Genomic DNA, 17,405 nt, shown 5'->3' with positions numbered 1-17,405 from the left:
CACGGTCAACCGCCTGGAGGCGACGGATGCGGTGGGCGACGCCCCGGTCTCGGAGCTCGCCGAGCGCCTCCATGAGCGAGGGGCGCGGATCGCTGGGTCACCCACGGGCCCGACGGCAGCATGGGCGCCGACGAACACGGACGCTGGCGGGCGCGCCCCTCGACCACGCCTGTCGCGAACGCGTGCCTTTCGGCCGAGACCTCCGCTACCCGCGGATCATCGACAGCGACGGTGTCGTCGAGCGCCTCCTCGGCGGCGTCGACACGATCAGACTCCGCCCGGAGGGCGGGGTCACGAGCCAGCGAGGAACCGGCCGGCTTGAATGGCGGCGCCCAGCGGCCCGAAGACCCGTTCGGTGACCAGCAGGGTATCGAGGTCGTCCTGCTGCAGAGTGCCCTCAGGAGCATCCTCCAATCGGCCGGAGACGAGATGTCGAGCAAGCCGAGTCGTTCCGAGCGTGCGCATGCGCTGAACCGAGGTGTGCATCCTCTGCAGCTCGGCCTCTTGTGCGGTGAGGGCTTCCTCAAGACGCGCGAGGACGCCTGCCATCTCGTCCTGGTCGGTCGCGTCGCTCGGCGCGACGCCCCTCGAAGGCTGCACGGATGTCGTCGAGAGCCACGCCGGCGTGGGCCATGCGGCGGACCCTCGGCGAGGAGGCCTCCATGGTGATAGTGGCGGATCCTGCGGGGTGTGACTCCGACGAACGCCGCGGCGTCACCGATCAGTACGTCGCGTGACGGGGTGGGAGACAGACGGGCGCATGGCGAACCTTTCGCAGAAGGACGACGTGTGCCTTCAGCAGATCGCATGAGGTTGCGGCAGGAGCAAGCCGACCTCACCTGTGGGTCGTGGTGCCGGGAGAGAACGTGCCATGGCGCAGAAGAAAGGCCCCGAGACGGCGAGATCTCGGGGCCTTGTAGCGGGAGCGGGACTTGAACCCGCGACCCCACGATTATGAGCCGTGTGCTCTAACCAACTGAGCTATCCCGCCAGAGCTTCGGCCGGCGCCGCGAGGCGGCCGAGCCGGAAGCCGGAGCCCCCTGTGGGAATCGGACCCACTACCTCTTCCTTACCAAGGAAGTGCTCTACCAATGAGCTAAGGGGGCGTGTCGAACCGCGAACGGTTTTTGGCACCAGTAGAGAATAGCATCACTCGGAGGCCGGTTTCGCCGCATCGGGGCGATCCGCGCTGCCATTAGAGTTCTCCCCATGACTATCGAGACCTCACCCGATCCCGAGACCCCAGAAGTACCCGAGACCGAGGCCGTCTCCACCCTCATCGGCACCGGCGGCGAGTGGTGGCGTTCCGCTGTCATCTACCAGATCTACCCCCGCTCGTTCTCCGACTCCGACGGCGACGGCATCGGCGATCTGCCGGGCATCACCACTCGTCTCGACTCCCTCGCCGAGCTCGGCATCGACGCCATCTGGCTCTCCCCCTTCATGACGAGCCCCCAGCACGACGCCGGCTACGACGTCGCCGACTACTGTGACGTCGACCCGATCTTCGGTACCCTCGCCGACTTCGACCTCATGCTCGAGAAGGCTCACGCCCTCGGCATCCGCGTCATCGTCGACCTCGTCCCGAACCACACCAGCTGGGACCACGCCTGGTTCAAGGAGGCCCTCGCGGCCGCCCCCGGCAGCCCAGAGCGCGACCGCTACATGTTCCGCGACGGCAAGGGCCCGAACGGCGACGAGATGCCCAACAACTGGGAGAGCGTCTTCGGCGGTCCCATGTGGGAGCGCGTGACGAACCCCGACGGCACGCCCGGCCAGTGGTACCTGCACATCTTCGACAAGTCGCAGCCCGACCTCAACTGGGAGAACCCGTGGGTACGCGAGCGCTTCCACGACATCCTCCGCTTCTGGCTCGACCGCGGCGTCGACGGCTTCCGGGTCGACGTCGCCCACGGCATGATCAAGGAGGCGGGCCTTCCCGACTACACGCCTCCGGCCGACGCCGGCAGCATGGGTGGCGGCACCGCCGACGCCCTGGTGGGCCTCGAGCCGGGCATCGACGCCGACGCCAGCGCCGACCCGCCCACGCCGCCCTACTGGGCGCAGGACGGGGTTCACGACATCTTCCGCGGCTGGCACTCCGTGCTCGAGGAGTACGAGGGCGAGCGCGTGCTCTGCGCCGAAGCCTGGGTGGAACCGCTGACGAAGCTCGCCCGCTGGGTGCGGCCCGACGAGATGCAGCAGGCCTTCAACTTCACCTACCTCTCGGCCGGGTGGGATGCCGCGGAGCTCCGCACCGTGATCGACGGCTCGATCGCCGCGTTCGCCACCGTCGGCGCCCCCAGCACCTGGGTGCTGTCGAACCACGACGTGGTGCGGCACGCCTCCCGTCTCGCGCTCGAGGCCGAGAACCTGCAGGGTGCCGGCATCGGGCCGAACTCCCCCGGGCTCCCCGACCCCGTCGTGGGCCTCCGCCGCGCACGCGCCGCGACGAGCATCATGCTCGCTCTTCCGGGCAGCGCCTACGTCTACCAGGGCGAGGAGCTCGGCCTCCCGGAGGTCATCGACCTCCCCGACTCCGCGCGACAGGACCCGACCTGGTTCCGCACCGACCACGAGAAGTACGGGCGCGACGGCTGCCGCGTGCCCATCCCGTGGGAGGCCGGTTCGCCGACCTACGGCTTCGGGCCCGCGGGGTCGACCGCGAGCTGGCTGCCGCAGCCCGGGGACTGGGACGAGCTCGCCCGCGCCAGCCAGGAGGGCGTCGCCGACTCCACCCTCGAGCTCTACAAGCGCGCCCTGGCGCTGCGCTCGCTGCACGGGCTCGGCACCGGGACGCTCGAGTGGATCCCCGGTTACGGCCCCGAGGTCATCGCCTTCCGCAACAACGGCGTGACCGTCATCGCCAACCTGGGGCAGACGCCGGTCGAGCTTCCCGCAGAGGGCCCGGGCGAGGTGCTCCTCACCAGCGAGCCGCTGAACGAGCCTGCCCTGCCCGCCGACACCGCGATCTGGCTGCTCTAGGGTCGCGTGCCGCGCATCCATTCGCTGTCGACGAGCGGATGCGCGGTGCGGTCGCACCCTGCCCCACCCTTCTCGCGGACGAGCGAATGCGGGGTGTCAGTTCGCGTTGGCCTGAAGCCAGGCGAAGGGGTCGACGGGGGTGACGCCGTCGAGGCGCACTTCGAAGTGCAGGTGGGCCCCGGTGGAGGTGCCGGTGTTGCCGACCTTGCCGACGGCCTGGGCGACCTTCACGACCTGACCCTCCGTGACCTCGACCGAACCGGTGAGCATGTGTCCGTACACGCTCGAGACGGCCTGCCCGTCGATGACGTGGTCGATGATGACGTAGACGCCGAGTCCGCCGTTGTCGCTGGCCTGCACGAGCCGCACCACGCCGTCGGCGATCGACTGGATGGTCGTGCCCTGGCCCGGGGTGAAGTCGACGCCCTTGTGGTCGGTGCTGCCGATGCCGCCGGGCGACTCGCGGGGGCCGAAGCCGTCGCTGATCGGCACGCCGACGGGGAACGGCCACTGGATGGTTCCGTTCGGGTTGTTCGTGAACGTGTCGGCGATGCGGTAGCCCGCAGCGCGGAGCGCGGCGATGTCGCGCACCCCGTAGCCGTCGCGGGTGATGTCGGAGGCGAGCGTCTGCGACCCGGTGGTGAGCTCCTGACCGGGGAGCGCTGCGGCCAGGTCGCCGGCGACGGAGGGAGCGCTGACGCCGGTGGCGGCGGTGGCCGCGTGGAACGCCGAGGCGGGCATGGTCGTGGCGACGGCGATGCCGGCGGCGAAGAGCATGGCGACGACGCTGAAGGCACCCTTCGCGATGTCGCCGCGGCGGCTGCGGCGGCCGGTCGAAGCGCTGCGCGGGGTGTCGGGGGTGCTGCGGGGCGCGTCGGGCGACGTGTGCGACGCGGCCGAGGTGGTTTCGGATGCGTCGGAGGTGGTGCGGGATGCGTCGGGTGACGAAGGCTTGTCGGAGGCCGCGTCGGCGACGGGCGCCGTGCGCAGGGTGCGGCGCGACACGGGCTTGGTGACGACGGGGGCGGAGACCGCCTCGACCTCGGCGGTGACGTCGACGGTGTCGTGCTCGGACGCGGCCACGGGCTCGACCTCGATGACGACGTCGGTGATCGGGGCGGCGGGGGTGGTCTCGACGACGGGGGTGCTCGCGGCGTCGGCGGCGGCCTTGGCGCGGCGACCCGCGGAGGATCGGGTGGTCTCGTCGGCGAAGGTCTCCGATGCGCGCCGTCCGGCGCGCTGCGAGTAAGGCCGGGGGGCGGCGATGGTGCTGGCGGCGACGACGTCTGCGGGTGCCGACTCGGCGCCCGCGCGCGCCCGGCGCCCGGCCGCGCTGCGCGGCGACGACGGCTGGTCGTCGACGGCGGTCGCGCCGACGCGACGGCCCTTTGACTTGCGGGTTTCTGCAGCCGCCTTCGAGGGGTCTGCCGCGTCTTCGATCGGAGCGGCCTCGGCGTCGACCGGTGCGGCCACGGAGGGGGCGGCTCCGGCGCGGCGACCCGTACGGCGGGTCGTGCTCCCGGCGGGCTGCTCGGCGACGACTTCGGCGGCGGTCGCCTCCACGGGGACGTCGGCGACAAGCTCGGGGGTGCCCGCTCGTCGACCGCTGCGCTTCGGGGCGGCGGCAGCAGCATCCGTCTCCGTGCTCACGGGGTGCGCGGTGCGCAGGGTCCGGCGGGAGGGGAGGGTGGAGGGGTCGTGGTGCTTCGTTGAACCTGAGGCCTCGCGGGGGGATGCGTCGTCATCCGGGCGTGAAGTCGTCCGTGGCACGTGTTCGGGTTTCTCCGTGGATCGTCGGGTCGGGTCGTCTCGGGGGAGGTTCGCCGACTCGTGTCACGAGGATTCGGCTTCGACAAGGGTAACGAGGCCCTCGCCGGAACTCCACCTCACGCAATAGATCCGCAGGTGAGCGGAGTGTCACGCACGATCAGAGCGGAAGACCCGCATCCCGATGCAGCTCGAACACGAGTGGTTCGAGCTCGGTCAGAAGGGAGGCGTCGCCCGCGAGCGTCATCACCGATCCCGGTGCCGCGCCGGCGAATCCGGCGGCGACGCCACCCGCCTCGCGCACGATGAGGGCACCGGCGGCGTAGTCCCACGGGTTCAGTCCGCGCTCGGCGTAGGCGTCGAGCCGGCCCGCGGCCACGGAGCACAGGTCGAGGGCCGCGGAACCTGCTCGGCGGATGTCGCGCACCCGCCCCACCAGGCCCGTCACCACGGCACCCTGTTTCACGCGCAGCTCGGCGCTGTAGGCGAAGCCGGTGCCCACGAGCGCCTGCTCCAGCACGACGTCCGTGTTCACCGTGAGAGCGCGGTCGCCGAGGTGGGCGCCGCCGCCGTGGGAGGCCGAGAAGACCTCGCCGAGCACGGGGTTGACGACGCAGCCCACGAGGGTCGTCCAGGTGGCGGGGTCGGCGGGGTCGCCCTCGACGGCGGCGATGCTCACGGCGTAGGCCGGGATGTCGTAGAGGTAGTTGACGGTGCCGTCGATGGGGTCGACGACCCAGGTGATGCCGGAACGACCGGGGGTGGCGTCGGACTCCTCGCCGAAGAACCCGTCGTCGGGGCGCGCCTCGGCGAGCCGAGCGCGGATGTAGTCCTCCGACTCGCGGTCGGCGAAGGTCACCACGTCTTGCGGAGTGGACTTCGTGGCCGCGACGGTGACACCCTCGGCACGACGACGGCGGATGAGCTCCCCCGCATCGACGGCGATCGACCGGGCGAGGGCGAGGAGTTCGGCGGGATCGGTGGCAGGCATGTGGGCTGTTCCGTTCGATGGGTGGCGGGTGGCGGGTGGGCTCCGGTCGCTCGGAGCGCCTTCGTCAGCGTGGCAGGTTACCACGGGCAGGGATCCGCCCTGGCTCGGCTCAGCCCGCGAGCAGCCAGTCGACGGCGGCGTCGACGATCGGTTCGGCGCCGATTCCCCGGTGGTCGACACCCGCGTGCGAGACCACCTCGATGCCGGGCACCGCCGCCGCGAAGGCGAAGGCCGGGGCGATGGGCACATGGGTGTCGCGCTCCCCCACGTCCAGGCGCATGGCCACGGGCGACTCGCGCGAGGTGAAGCGGCTCAGATGGAGGGAGGGATCGAGTGTCTCGCGCAGCAGCGCGGAGAGCGGCGACGTCCGCCCCTGGTCGATCACCGGCCCGTCGTCGAGGTGCCGCATCCCAGGCCTCGACCAGTCGGGCGTCGACCCGATCGCCGCCACGCGCTCGATGCGCGGGTCGATGCCCGCCAGCGCGATCGACACGTCACCGCCCATCGAGGTGCCCCCGGCGAGCACGCGCGGCGGAACCGTGCGCTCGCGGAGCGCCCACTCGACCGCCTCGCCGGCGTCGAGCACGGTGCGGCCGATGATGGTCCACATCCGGTCGCGAAAGCCACCGAGCGCATCGGCGGCGAGCGCCGGCATCTCGGAGTCGGCCCGCTCCCCGTGCCGCCACGCGTCGATCGACACCGCGACGTAGCCCGCGGCGGCGAGTCGCCGCAGCACGGGCAGCGTGACCTCCTTCGACCCGGTGAGCCCGGTCAGCCAGAGCGCCACCCCGCGCGGCTCCCCGCGGGCCTCCCCCTCCGGCTCCAGCACCAGAGCCGGGATGCTGTCGATCCTCACGCGTTCGCCCTCACCCATGCGGCGAATCTAGCGGGGCGCCGACACCGCGGGAGCCCGGACACACGAGAACCCCCGCGATCGCGCTGATCGTGGGGGTTCTTTCGGTGGCGGGTGAGGGATTCGAACCCCCGAATGCGAAGCAGTCTGATTTACAGTCAGATCCCTTTGGCCACTTGGGTAACCCGCCAGGCGCACCCGACCACGTTCGAACAACACAACCGAAGGCGCTGGACAAATATACCCGGGCCGGGCACCAGCGCGAAATCGCCGGGGCTGCTCAGTTCGGCGCCGGCGAGTCGGTCGCCTCGGCGGCGTAGCGATCGGCGTACTCGAGCACCTCGTCGAGGTAGGCGGGCGACTCGTTGTAGGCGGCGATGGCGTCGCGCCACCCCTTCTCGGCGCCAAGGTCGCCGCCGGAATAGCAGAGGTACTCGGCGGCCGAGAGCGAGGAGTCGTCGATGTTGTGGATGTCGGGAACCCCGTCGCCGTTGGCCTCCGTGGCCCAGGCGGCCCAGGTCGTCGGCACGAACTGCATCGGGCCCACCGCCCTGTCCCACTCGGTGTCGCCGTCGACGGCTCCTCCGTCGGAGTCGGGGATCTCCTGAAAACCCTGCCCGTCGAGCGGCACCCCGATGATGAGATCGCTGGTGCGCCCGTCGGGCTGGATGCTGCCGCCGAAGATCGTGCCGTGGTGCGACTCCACCCAGCCGATGCCGGCGAGCGTGTTCCACCCCAGGTGGCACTCCGGCTGCTGCTCGGCCAGCACGAGCGCCGCGCCCGCGTAGCCCTGCAGTGCCCTCCTCGGGATGCCGGTGGCCTCGGCCACCCGGTCGAGCCAGCCGGGGTCGGCGAGCTCGGCACTCGTCACCCCGCCGACTCCGTCACCACCCTCGGCCCGGTCACTGCCCTCCCCGAACTCACCGACGCCGGATGCGCGCTGCGCCTCCGCGAAGACCGGGAACGTCGCATCCGGCCCGCCGTCACCACCGACCTGCCCCGTGCATCCGCTCGCCGCCCCCGCGACGACCCCGGCCACCACGACACCCACGGCCACCCGGCCCCGCACACCCATGCCCCCACCCAATCAGACCCCCCTGACAACCCGCCCGCCTCAGAGCGAGACCATCTCCATCCCGCCCCTGGCCGCCGCGAGCCGTCGATCATGCGTCCAGAAGGCCTCGCACAGATGGAAGTGGGCGGTGGCTACGTGAAGCGCGTCGAGCGTCTTCAGGCCATATCGCGCCCGTAGTCGAGCCGCGTCTTCATAGGCCTGCGGTGCGATCTCGAGAATGGTGAGCTTCTCTAACACCCGCTCGTAGCGTCGCACCAGGATCTGGTCATCGTTACGCAACGGGACGACCTTGCATTCGAGGACCACCAGGGGACTGATGCCCACGTCGTGGGCCCGCTCGGCGAAGTCGGCGCGCACCTTGTCGCCGATCTCGGTGACGTCTTCGACCAGGTGGATGAGGATGTTCGAGTCGGCGTAGATCACTCGTCGTCCTCGCGCATCTCCCGGATGATCTCGTCGATCTCTTCCCGCGTCTTGTGATGACTCGGGGGAAGCGGGTTCGCTTCCAGCCACTCGACCAGCTCTCGCCCCGTCCAGGGGCGCTCCTCCTCCGGGATGGGTCCGAGGCGCGCCACGGGCTTGCCGCGGCGGGTGATCTCGATCGTCTCGCCGCCCTCCGCGCGCGCGACCAACTTCGACAGATTGTTCCTCGTGTACAGCACGTCGTAGCTCTCCATGATCTCCCCCTTTCCGCATCTAGCCATCACTCTAGCCAGCATGAGACATCGTCACAATGGGATGCGGGGGCGATGCCGCGTAAAATGAGGGCATGGCAGATTCATCGTTTGACGTGGTCAGCAAGGTCGACAAGATGGAGGCGGACAACGCCCTCAACCAGGCGCAGAAAGAGGTGGCGCAGCGCTACGACTTCAAGAACGTGGGCGCGTCGATCGAGTGGAGCGGTGAGAAGGTGCTCATGAAGGCCTCCTCCGAAGAGCGGGTGAAGGCCATCCTCGAGGTGTTCGAGTCGAAGCTCATCAAGCGCGGCATCTCGCTGCGTTCGCTCGATGCGGGCGACCCGTTCCCCTCGGGCAAGGAGTTCCGCATCGAGGCGTCGATGAAGAACGGCATCGCGCAGGACGACGCGAAGAAGATCAACAAGCTCATCCGTGACGAGGCGCCGAAGAGCGTGAAGTCGCAGATCCAGGGCGACGAGCTGCGGGTGTCGTCGAAGAGCCGCGACGACCTGCAGGCGACGATGGCGCTGCTGAAGGGCGCCGACCTCGACGTGGCGCTGCAGTTCATCAACTTCCGGTGAGCGCCGAGACCCCGGCGGGCGCCGAGACCCCGGCGGGCGCCGACGCCCCGGCGACCGCTGACACCCCGGCGACCCCGGGCCGCCCCGGCATCGACGTGCCCGACCGCCGTGGCCGCACCGGCCTCGACCGCACGGGCCTCGACCTCACCGGCAACCCGCGCGTGAAGGTGCTCGACGTCACCCTCCTCAGCTCGAACTGGTACGTCACCCGCACCACCCGCTTCGAGTTCGAGCACAGCGACGGTCACCGCTCCATCGAGGAGCGTGAGACCTACGACCGCGGCAACGGCGCCACGATCCTGCTGCACGACACCGCCCGCCGCACCGTGCTGCTCATCCGCCAGTTCCGCTACCCCGCCTACGTCAACGGGCATCCCGACGGCAACCTGCTCGAGCTCCCGGCCGGCCTCCTCGACGAAGACGAGCCCGAGGCCGCCATCCGCCGCGAGGCCCGCGAGGAGACCGGCTACGACATCGGCGAGGTCGAGCACGTCTTCGACGCCTACATGAGCCCGGGTTCGATCACCGAGAAGCTGTTCTTCTTCGCCGCACCCTACCGCTCGGAGGAGCGGGCGGATGCGGGGGGCGGGCTCGCCGACGAAGGGGAGGACATCGAGCTGGTCGAGCTCGGCATCGACGACGCCCTCGCCCGCATCGGCGACGACATCATCGACGCGAAGACGATCATGCTGCTGCAGTGGGCGGCGCTGCGAGGGCCGTTCGCCGCGTGACGAGGTAGGAGCCGGAGAGCACCAGCGCGAACCCCACGATCGTCCACACCGTCACCGGTTCCCGCAGCACGAGCACGCCGGCGAGGATGGCGACCGCCGGGTTCACGTAGGTGATGGCCGTGGCCTTGATGGGCCCGATCTCGCCCACGAGAGCCACCATGAGGATGAACGCGAGAGCACTGCACACCACGGCCAGCACCACGATCGACACGATCACCTCGGTCGAGGGCCACTCGGTGGGAAACGCACCGCGCAGCAGCACGAAGGGCACATAGACCACGGCGGTGAGCGCGAGCGAGACCGCGACGACACCGACGCCGGGCAGGTCGGACATGTACCGTGCGAGCACCGCCGGGCCCGCCGCGTAGCCGATCACCACGAACGCCATCTCCCCCACTGCCAGCAGGTCGCTGCCGCCGACGTCGAGGCCGACGAGCGCGGCGACGCCGAGCATCCCGACCCCCATGCCGAGCCAGTTGAGGCGTGACAGCCGGCTCGGCCGCCCCATCAGGAACGCGACGCCCACCCCGGCGAGCGGCACGGCGGCGAGCAGCAGCCCCGCGGTGGAGCTCGGCAGCTTCTGCTCGGCCGAGCTGAGGAAGTACCAGGGGATGACGATCTCGAGCGCCGTGTACACGAGCAGCGGCTTCCACCGCCGCAGCACCGGCATCACCTCGCGGCGCAGCAGCGCCAGCGGCAGAAGCAGCATGGCGGCGAGCCCTGAGCGGGCGAGCACGACCATCTCGGGCTCGAGCTCGCCGACCGCGATCTTGATGAAGAGGTACGGGATGCCCCAGGCGATGCCGAGGGCGGCGAAGAGCAGGATGCCGCGGCGAGTCACCGCTCCATTGTGCGCTCTCGCGCGCCCGACGAGGCGCTACCCCGGGTGGCTGGTCGTGCGCGTGAACGTCATGCCCGATGCGGGGGCGTAGGCGACCCAATCTCCCTCACCGTGCTGCAGCACCTCTGTTCCTTCTTCCGGCTCGGAGTCGCCCGCGCCCCCGAGCAGGCGCCTGGTGAGCTGCGCGCTCCCCGCGAGCAGCCCGTCGAGGGCCTCCGCGAGGTCGGCGTCGGAGACGGCGCGACCCGCCTCCGCAGCGGTGAGCACGGCGCGGCGCACGAGTTCCTTCGCGAACGACCCGGTCGTGCCCTCCGCCCGCTCGGCGGCGGCGGCGAGCGCCTCGTCGCTGAACTGCAGCCCCTCGGCGTAGCGGCGGAACAGTCGCCGCCGCGCCTCATCGTCGGGCAGCGCGATCTCGACAGCGAGGTCGACCCGCCCCGGCCGTTCGGCGAGCGCGCGCTCGAGCACCTCCACCCGGTTCGTGGTGAGCACGAAGGCCACGTCGGCGTCGCCGTCGAGCCCGTCGAGGGCGTCGAGCACCGCGAACAGCAGGGGCTGCGGCCCGAACATGCCGCGCTCCATCGCCACCAGGTCGACGTCTTCGAGCACGACGATGGCGGGCTGCATGGCCCGGGCGAGCTCGGCGGCCTCGGTGATGAAGCGGATGCTCGTGCCGGTCAAGAGCACGGCCGTCGTTCCCGGCGTGCGGCTCAGCAGGTGTCGCACCGTGAGCGTCTTGCCGGTTCCGGGTGGGCCGTAGAGGAGCACTCCCCGCTTGAGGTGCTGGCCGGCGGCCAGCAGCGCCTCTCGCTGCTCCCCCATCCCGACGACGTGGCGGGCGACGGTCTCGAGCACACCGGGGGCGAGCACGACGTCGTCGGCGGCGACCTGCGGGCGCGGCAGGAACGTGGCGCCCGCCGCGTTCGAGCCGTACTCGTTTCCGGTGAAGGAGAGCACCTGGCCGCGCAGCACCGAGAGGGACAGCATGAGGCGCCCGTGCTCGAGCAGGAAGCGGCTGGCGAGCTCGGAGTCGGCGGCGAGCACCTCGATCGAGGCGTGCCCGCGGCCGCGCTCAGGGCGGGCGGCCCGCTGCAGCGCCACGATCGGCGCGCCCTCCCAGTGCAGCAGGTACACCCCGAACGACATCACGCGGCGCACCGAGTCGGGCCCGTCGGGCACCGAGACGTAGTCGACGGGGCCGGGCGCGAACTGCGCGTGCTGCGGACCCTTGATCAGCTCGGGCAGGGGCGCCTGGTCGCGCATGTGCGAGCCGGTGACACCGACGGGCGTCGCCCCGCTCGGCTCGGCGAGCGCCACCAGCGCGAGGTCGGCGTCGACGAGCCGGTGCGAGGCGATGACCTGCTCGACGGAGGGGATCTCGGTGACGTCGGCGCCGAGGTGCTGCCGCACCAGCTCGCCGAACGGGGTGAGGCCTTCGGCCGGGGCCGGCATCTGCTCCATCGCCTGCCGGAGGAAGCTGGTGAAGGTCTCGGCGAACTCCTGCGTGTGCTCGTCCACGAGCGACTCCTCCCGGTCTCGACTCTTCGACCACTGTAGCCGGGCCCTCCGACACGACGGATGGGGTCGGTACGGGGCCGCGCGACCCCGCCTGTCGTCAGACGGCAGCGCGCGGTGGGTAGGGGAACATCCCCGTGGGGTCGTAGCTGCGCCGCACCTCGGCGAGCCGCCCGAAGATCTCGGCAGGCCACGCCGCCTCGTAGGCTCCCGGAACCGAGAGGTCGCCGGCGAAGTTGATGTTCGTCGAGGCCGAGATCCACGGCCGGAGCAGCCCGGTGATGCCGTCGGCGACCCGCGGGAGCACGGTGTCGAACAGCCCGGGGTCGGGCGCCCCGACCATCACGAGCGTGTACGCGGCGTCGCGCCCGCCGACCGCGCTGCCTCCGGGCACGTCACGAGCGGTCGCCCCACCGACGTGCCGCAGCTCGGCGGCGATGATCGGCAGCTCACGACCCGGCCCGAAGGCCTCGAGGAAGACGTCGACGAAACCGTCGTCGACGGAGTCGAGCATCATCCCCCTGTCCCACACGGGCCCCGGCTGGTCGGGATCGTTGTGCACCATCGCCACGGCTGCGGCGGGCATCACGTCGACGGCACCGAAGAAGGCGGGGGCCGCCTCGCGCAGAGGCTGGAAGACGGCGGCCCCGGATGCCGGGTCGCCGAGGTAGGCGAAGCGCAGCGAGAGCGCGGTCTTGCCACGCAACGGAGTGGGGATCTCGTCGAAGAGCGGGAAGCGCACCACGGCGACGGAGGAGGTCGCTTCGGTCGGGGCGGTCTCGGTGAACGCCGCCCAGGCTCGCAGCACCGCGGGGATGTGCTCGGCGTCGAAGAACAGCGACCCGCCGTAGAAAGACGTGAGCGGCACGAGTTCGAATTCGATCGAGGTCACGACCCCCAGTCCGCCCTTGCCGCCGCGCAGCGCCCAGAACAGCTCGGGGTGCGACGTCTCCGACGCCGTGACGAGCTCGCCGCCCGCCGTCACCACCCGGAAGGCGCGCACCCAGTCGGAGGAGAAGCCGAGGGTGCGGGCGAACGGCCCGAGTCCGCCCCCGGTGGTGTAGCCGACGACGCCCACGCTGTCGCTCGACCCGGTGACCGGGGCGAGGCCGTGCTCGGCGGCCGCCGCCACGACGGGGCGCCAGCGCAGCCCCGCGCCCACGACGGCCCGGCGGGTCTCGGGGTCGATGCGCAGGGTGTCGAGGCGCGAGGTGGTGACGAGCAGCCCGTCGACGACGGGGGTGAACCCGCCGTGGCCCGTGGCGAGCACGTGCACCGGGAGCCCGTGCCGGGCCGCGAAGCGCACGGCGGCGACGACATCGGCCTCGCTCGCCGCGCCCACGACGAGGTCGGGGTCGTGCACGACGGTGGTGTTGAAACCGGCGACTTCGGCCGGGAGCGCATCGTCGCCGCGCACGAAGACGGGGCCGTCGAGCGAGGCGGTGAAGGTGTGGAGATCATCTGCGGTGAAGGTCATGCCTGGAACAGTAACGACGTGCCACACCGCGCCGACAGTGTCTCAGGGCCCTTCAACGTTCGCGCAATCCCTGCAATCCGGCATCCCCGAACCGCTCGAGCTCCCGCGCCAGGATGCGCACCGCCTCCTCGAAGCGCGCCGGGTCGGGCCCGGAGTAATTGAGGCGCACGTGCGACTCCGGGTCTTCGGCCGGGAACCACTCCGGCCCCGGCGAGATGAGAAGGCCGGCGCGGGCGCAGGCCTCGACGTAGGCGGTCGACTCGACGCCGTCGGGCAGGCGCAGCCAGAGGTTGAGTCCGCCGCGCGGCAGCGCGGTGAGCGTTCCCGGCGGCAGGAGCTCGTCGACGAGCCCCGCCAGGGCGTCGCGCCGGGAGCGGAGCTGGTCGCGCATCCGTCGCAGGTGCGGCTGCCAGGCCGGTGAGGAGACGACCTCGAGCGCTGCCGTCTGCAGCACGCCGCTCACGTAGAGACCGTCGACCACGCGGTCGGTGAGGATGCGCGACCGCGCAGCACCGCGCGCCACCACCGCCGCGATGCGCACGGCGGGCGACACGCTCTTCGTGAGCGAGCGCACGTAGACGACGTGTCCGTCGGGGTCGCTGGTGGCGACGGGACGTACCGCTTGCTCGAGGGCGAAGTCGTGAGCCCAGTCGTCTTCGACCAGGAAGGCGCGGTGCGCCCGCACCACGTCGAGGATCGCCGAGGCGTCGGTGCTCGACCAGCTGGTGCCGGTGGGGTTCGCGGCGTGCGGCATGGCGTAGAACAGGCGCGCCCTGCTGCGCTCGAACGCCTCGGCCAGCTCCACCGGGTCGACGGCGGCGCCGCCGCCCGAGGGCCGGCGCGGCACCGGCACCACCTCGAGCCCCGCCTGCCGCGCCGCCGCGATCGCACCCCAGTAGCCGGGCGACTCCATGATGATCGCGTCACCGGGCCGCCCGAGCGAGCGGAACACCGACGACAAGGCGCTCTGCCCGCCCGGCATCACCACCACGTCGGCGGCGGTCGGCGCCGAGCCGTGGGCGGGTGTCGCCTCGGCGAGCTCTTCGGCGAACCAGGAGCGCAGTTCGGTGAGACCGGATGCGGGCGGCCGGTCGAGCGCGCTGCGCGAGCGGGCGGCCCTCGCCAGGGCGTTCTGCACCGCGCGCACCGGGAGGAGATCGTCGACCGGGTACCCGCTGTGCAGCGCGATCACCTCGTCGGAGGGGGTCTGCAGCGTCGACCCGACCGCGGCGCCCTGGGCTCGCACGGCTCCGAGGGCGGCTGTCTGCCACGAGAGGTCGGCGCGAGCCGCCGGCCGTGCGCGACGCACGAAGGTGCCCGCTCCGGGGCGCGACTCGACGAGGCCCTCGCGCACCAGCGCCCGCACGGCGTGCTGCACCGTCACCGGGCTCGCGGCGAAGCGCTCGACGAGAGCGCGCGTGGAGGGGAGCCAGCTGCCGGCGGGCAGCCCGGCGACCTCGCGGCGGAGCTCGTCGGCGATCCGCCCCGAACTGCTACTCTGACTCATGAAGCCTGATGATAGCGCTACTACCGCGCGATCCCGACCGCTACCGCCCGCCCCGGCACGTGTGCGAGCCGCCGGAGTGATCTGGGGCTTCGCCGGCGTGCTCGCCTTCTCGTTCACGCTGCCGTTCACGAAGATCGCCGTCCAGACGATCGATCCGCTCGCCGTCGGGGCCGGCCGCGCGGTGGTGGCGGCCGCGCTCGGGGCCGTCGTGCTCGCCGTCACCCGCTCACCGCTCCCCGCGCGCCGGCTGTGGCCGCGCATCCTGATGGTCGCCGCCGGGGTGGTGGTGGGTTTCCCGTTCCTCACCTCGTTCGCCCTGCAGACCGCGCCCGCCAGCCACGGCGCCGTCGTCATCGGGCTGCTGCCCGCCGCCACCGCCGTCGTGGCGGTGCTGCGGGGGCGCGAACGCCCGAGCCGCCTGTTCTGGGTGGCGTCGATCGCGGGCGCGGGCGCGGTGATCGCCTTCACGGTCGTGGAGTCGGGCGGCTTCGGCGGACTGCACGTCTCCGACCTGCTACTGCTCGGCGCCGTCGTCGCCGCGGGCACGGGCTATGCCGAGGGCGCCCTGCTCGCGCGAGAGATCGGCTCGTGGCAGGTGATCTGCTGGGCGCTCCTTGCCGCTTCGCCGGTGATGCTCGCGCTCACGGGCGTGTCGGTGCTGCAGCATCCGCCCGCCGCCCCACCGGAGGGTTGGCTCGCGTTCGCCTACCTCGCCGGGGTGAGCATGTTCCTGGGGTTCTTCGCCTGGTACCGCGGGCTCGCCATCGGGCCGATCGCGTCGATCGGGCAGATCCAGCTGGTGCAGCCGGTGCTCACCCTGGTGTGGGCGGCGCTGCTGCTCGGCGAGCCGCTCACCGTCACCACGGCCGTCGGCGCGCTGGCCGTCGTGGCGTGCGCCGCTCTGGCGGTGCGGTCGCGCATCCGTCGGTCCTGACCCGCGTCAGCCCGAGCCGGGGAGCACCGGCCCACGCCGATCCGAGCCCACCCGACCGGGTCGACGGATGCGCGCCCGCGCGCGCCGGGGTGGGTCAGGCCCGCGAGATGGTCACCATCTCGTCGCGGGGCACGACCTTCACGCGCACGCGGGGGTGCGCATCCGTCTCGCCGAGCGACAGCTCGTGCTGGTCGAGCTTGTGCCAGCCCTCGAGGTCGGTGTACTCGATGCCGCGCGACTCGAGCAGGGCGGGCACAGCCTCCTCGGCGGGTTCGGCCGGGGTCCACCAGTTGGCCTGCTCGCGCACGAGGTGCCCGACGGTCTCCATGGCGTCGGACTTGGTGTGGCCGATGAGGCCGACCGGTCCGCGCTTGATCCAGCCGGTGGCGTAGACGCCGGGAACGATCTCGTTGTCGTCGCCCAGCACCTGGCCCTCGTGGTTCGGGATGACGCCGTGCCGCTCGTCGAACGGGATGCCGTCGAGCGGCGAGCCGAAGTAGCCCACCGCGCGGTAGATGGCCTGGATGGGGAGCTCGCGCACCTCGCCGGTGCCGCGCACACCGCCCGCACCGTCGGGCTCGGTGCGCTCGTAGCGGATCGCGGCGACCCGCCCGTTCTCGTCGCTCACGACCTCGAGCGGCTTGGCGTAGAAGTGCAGGTGCAGGCGGCGCGAGGCCTGGCCCACGGGTCGCTCGCGCCATTGGTTCAGCACCTTGTTGATGACGAAGACCTGCTTGTTCGACTCGATCGCCGCCTTCGAGGCCTCGTCGAGCTCGAAGTCCTCGTCGTGAACGATCATGTCGACGTCGTTCATCTCACCGAGCTCGCGCAGCTCGAGCGGGGTGAACTTCACCTGCGCGGGGCCGCGACGGCCGAAGACGTGAACGTCGGTGACCGGAGAGGCCTTCAGCCCCTCGTAGACGTTCTCGGGGATCTCGGTGACGAGCAGGTCGTCGGCGTGCTTGGCGAGGATGCGCGAGATGTCGAGCGCTACGTTGCCGTTGCCGATCACCGCCACCGACTCGGCCTCGAGCGGCCAGGTGCGCGGCACGTCGGGGTGGCCGTCGAACCAGCTCACGAAGTCGGCGGCGCCGTAGGAGCCCTCGAGGTCGATGCCCGGGATGGCGAGGGAGGCGTCGCGGATGGCGCCGGTGGCGAAGATGACGGCGTTGTAGTGCTGCTTGAGGTCGTCGAGGGTGATGTCGACGCCGTAGCGCACGTTGCCGAAGAACCTGATGACGCCGGAGTCGAGCACCTCGCGGAGCGCGGTGATGATGCCCTTGATGCGGGGGTGGTCGGGAGCGACGCCGTAGCGCACGAGTCCGTAGGGGGCGGGCAGCTGCTCGAACAGGTCGATCGAGACGTCGAACTGACGCTCGGCCTTCACGAGCAGGTCAGCGGCGTAGATTCCGGCGGGGCCGGCACCCACGATGGCCAAACGGAGCTTGGTCACAGAGTGTTCCTTCGGTCG

General features: G+C 71.4%; 16 protein-coding genes and 3 tRNA genes. 4 read left to right on the top strand and 15 right to left on the bottom strand.

The window, feature by feature from the left end; translation table 11 throughout:
* Window positions 1–291 precede the first annotated feature (291 nt).
* The 3 genes from ABFY20_RS03430 to ABFY20_RS03420 form a co-directional block, all read right to left on the bottom strand.
* Entirely contained in the window at window positions 292–549 is a 258-nt protein-coding gene (locus ABFY20_RS03430; protein ID WP_368498548.1) for a hypothetical protein, read from the bottom strand.
* 368 nt (window positions 550–917) lie between these two features.
* A tRNA-Met gene (locus ABFY20_RS03425) sits at window positions 918–991 on the bottom strand.
* 43 nt (window positions 992–1,034) lie between these two features.
* Window positions 1,035–1,106, bottom strand: a tRNA-Thr gene (locus ABFY20_RS03420).
* 103 nt (window positions 1,107–1,209) lie between these two features.
* On the opposite strand from ABFY20_RS03420, the gene ABFY20_RS03415 reads away from it, so the two are divergent.
* Window positions 1,210–2,985, top strand: a complete 1,776-nt coding sequence (locus ABFY20_RS03415) for a glycoside hydrolase family 13 protein (RefSeq protein WP_368498547.1) — start codon at window positions 1,210–1,212, stop codon at window positions 2,983–2,985.
* Between the two features lie 96 nt (window positions 2,986–3,081).
* Here the strand turns inward: ABFY20_RS03415 and ABFY20_RS03410 are convergent, their stop codons facing one another.
* From ABFY20_RS03410 to ABFY20_RS03380, 7 genes are all read right to left on the bottom strand, one after another.
* On the bottom strand, window positions 3,082–4,635 hold the full coding sequence (locus tag ABFY20_RS03410; RefSeq protein WP_368498546.1) for a peptidoglycan DD-metalloendopeptidase family protein: 1,554 nt from the start codon (window positions 4,633–4,635) through the stop codon (window positions 3,082–3,084).
* A 277-nt stretch (window positions 4,636–4,912) separates the two neighbouring features.
* The gene (locus ABFY20_RS03405; RefSeq protein WP_368498545.1) at window positions 4,913–5,743 is read right to left on the bottom strand and encodes an inositol monophosphatase; all 831 of its coding nucleotides are present in this window, start codon (window positions 5,741–5,743) and stop codon (window positions 4,913–4,915) included.
* Between the two features lie 109 nt (window positions 5,744–5,852).
* On the bottom strand, window positions 5,853–6,617 hold the full coding sequence (locus ABFY20_RS03400) for a hypothetical protein (RefSeq protein ID WP_368498544.1): 765 nt from the start codon (window positions 6,615–6,617) through the stop codon (window positions 5,853–5,855).
* Between the two features lie 87 nt (window positions 6,618–6,704).
* Window positions 6,705–6,786, bottom strand: a tRNA-Tyr gene (locus ABFY20_RS03395).
* A 90-nt stretch (window positions 6,787–6,876) separates the two neighbouring features.
* A complete protein-coding gene (locus ABFY20_RS03390) occupies window positions 6,877–7,671 on the bottom strand; it encodes a lytic transglycosylase domain-containing protein (RefSeq protein WP_368498543.1) in 795 nt (264 codons plus the stop codon).
* 39 nt (window positions 7,672–7,710) lie between these two features.
* Window positions 7,711–8,094: a type II toxin-antitoxin system VapC family toxin gene (locus tag ABFY20_RS03385; protein WP_368498542.1), complete on the bottom strand. Its 384-nt coding sequence runs from the start codon at window positions 8,092–8,094 to the stop codon at window positions 7,711–7,713.
* Window positions 8,091–8,348: a type II toxin-antitoxin system Phd/YefM family antitoxin gene (locus ABFY20_RS03380; RefSeq protein WP_368498541.1), complete on the bottom strand. Its 258-nt coding sequence runs from the start codon at window positions 8,346–8,348 to the stop codon at window positions 8,091–8,093. Before ABFY20_RS03380 ends, ABFY20_RS03385 begins: the two co-directional genes overlap by 4 nt.
* A 92-nt stretch (window positions 8,349–8,440) precedes the next feature.
* Between ABFY20_RS03380 and ABFY20_RS03375 the strand changes: the two genes are divergently transcribed.
* Complete coding sequence (locus tag ABFY20_RS03375) at window positions 8,441–8,929, top strand: YajQ family cyclic di-GMP-binding protein (RefSeq protein ID WP_368498540.1); 489 nt, start codon at window positions 8,441–8,443, stop codon at window positions 8,927–8,929.
* Complete coding sequence (locus ABFY20_RS03370) at window positions 8,926–9,660, top strand: NUDIX domain-containing protein (RefSeq protein ID WP_368498539.1); 735 nt, start codon at window positions 8,926–8,928, stop codon at window positions 9,658–9,660. Before ABFY20_RS03375 ends, ABFY20_RS03370 begins: the two co-directional genes overlap by 4 nt.
* Here the strand turns inward: ABFY20_RS03370 and ABFY20_RS03365 are convergent.
* From ABFY20_RS03365 to ABFY20_RS03350, 4 genes are all read right to left on the bottom strand, one after another.
* The gene (locus ABFY20_RS03365) at window positions 9,614–10,501 is read right to left on the bottom strand and encodes a DMT family transporter (RefSeq protein WP_368498538.1); all 888 of its coding nucleotides are present in this window, start codon (window positions 10,499–10,501) and stop codon (window positions 9,614–9,616) included. The genes ABFY20_RS03370 and ABFY20_RS03365 overlap by 47 nt on opposite strands.
* A gap of 36 nt (window positions 10,502–10,537) precedes the next feature.
* The gene (locus ABFY20_RS03360) at window positions 10,538–12,019 is read right to left on the bottom strand and encodes an AAA family ATPase (protein WP_368498537.1); all 1,482 of its coding nucleotides are present in this window, start codon (window positions 12,017–12,019) and stop codon (window positions 10,538–10,540) included.
* Window positions 12,020–12,116: 97 nt separating this feature from the next.
* Entirely contained in the window at window positions 12,117–13,493 is a 1,377-nt protein-coding gene (locus ABFY20_RS03355) for an FAD-binding oxidoreductase (RefSeq protein WP_368498536.1), read from the bottom strand.
* Window positions 13,494–13,545: 52 nt separating this feature from the next.
* Entirely contained in the window at window positions 13,546–15,000 is a 1,455-nt protein-coding gene (locus tag ABFY20_RS03350) for a PLP-dependent aminotransferase family protein (protein ID WP_368498535.1), read from the bottom strand.
* On the opposite strand from ABFY20_RS03350, the gene ABFY20_RS03345 reads away from it, so the two are divergent.
* Entirely contained in the window at window positions 14,999–15,934 is a 936-nt protein-coding gene (locus ABFY20_RS03345) for a DMT family transporter (protein WP_368498534.1), read from the top strand. The genes ABFY20_RS03350 and ABFY20_RS03345 overlap by 2 nt on opposite strands.
* Window positions 15,935–16,028: 94 nt before the next feature.
* Here the strand turns inward: ABFY20_RS03345 and ABFY20_RS03340 are convergent, their stop codons facing one another.
* Entirely contained in the window at window positions 16,029–17,387 is a 1,359-nt protein-coding gene (locus ABFY20_RS03340; RefSeq protein WP_368498533.1) for an FAD-dependent oxidoreductase, read from the bottom strand.
* Between the last annotated feature and the right edge of the window lie 18 nt (window positions 17,388–17,405).

It is taken from the genome of Herbiconiux sp. A18JL235, assembly GCF_040939305.1.
In the GTDB taxonomy this organism is placed as follows: domain Bacteria; phylum Actinomycetota; class Actinomycetes; order Actinomycetales; family Microbacteriaceae; genus Herbiconiux.
The sequence above is the reverse complement of the archived record's forward strand: the minus strand, read 5'-3'. Positions and strand labels throughout refer to the sequence as shown.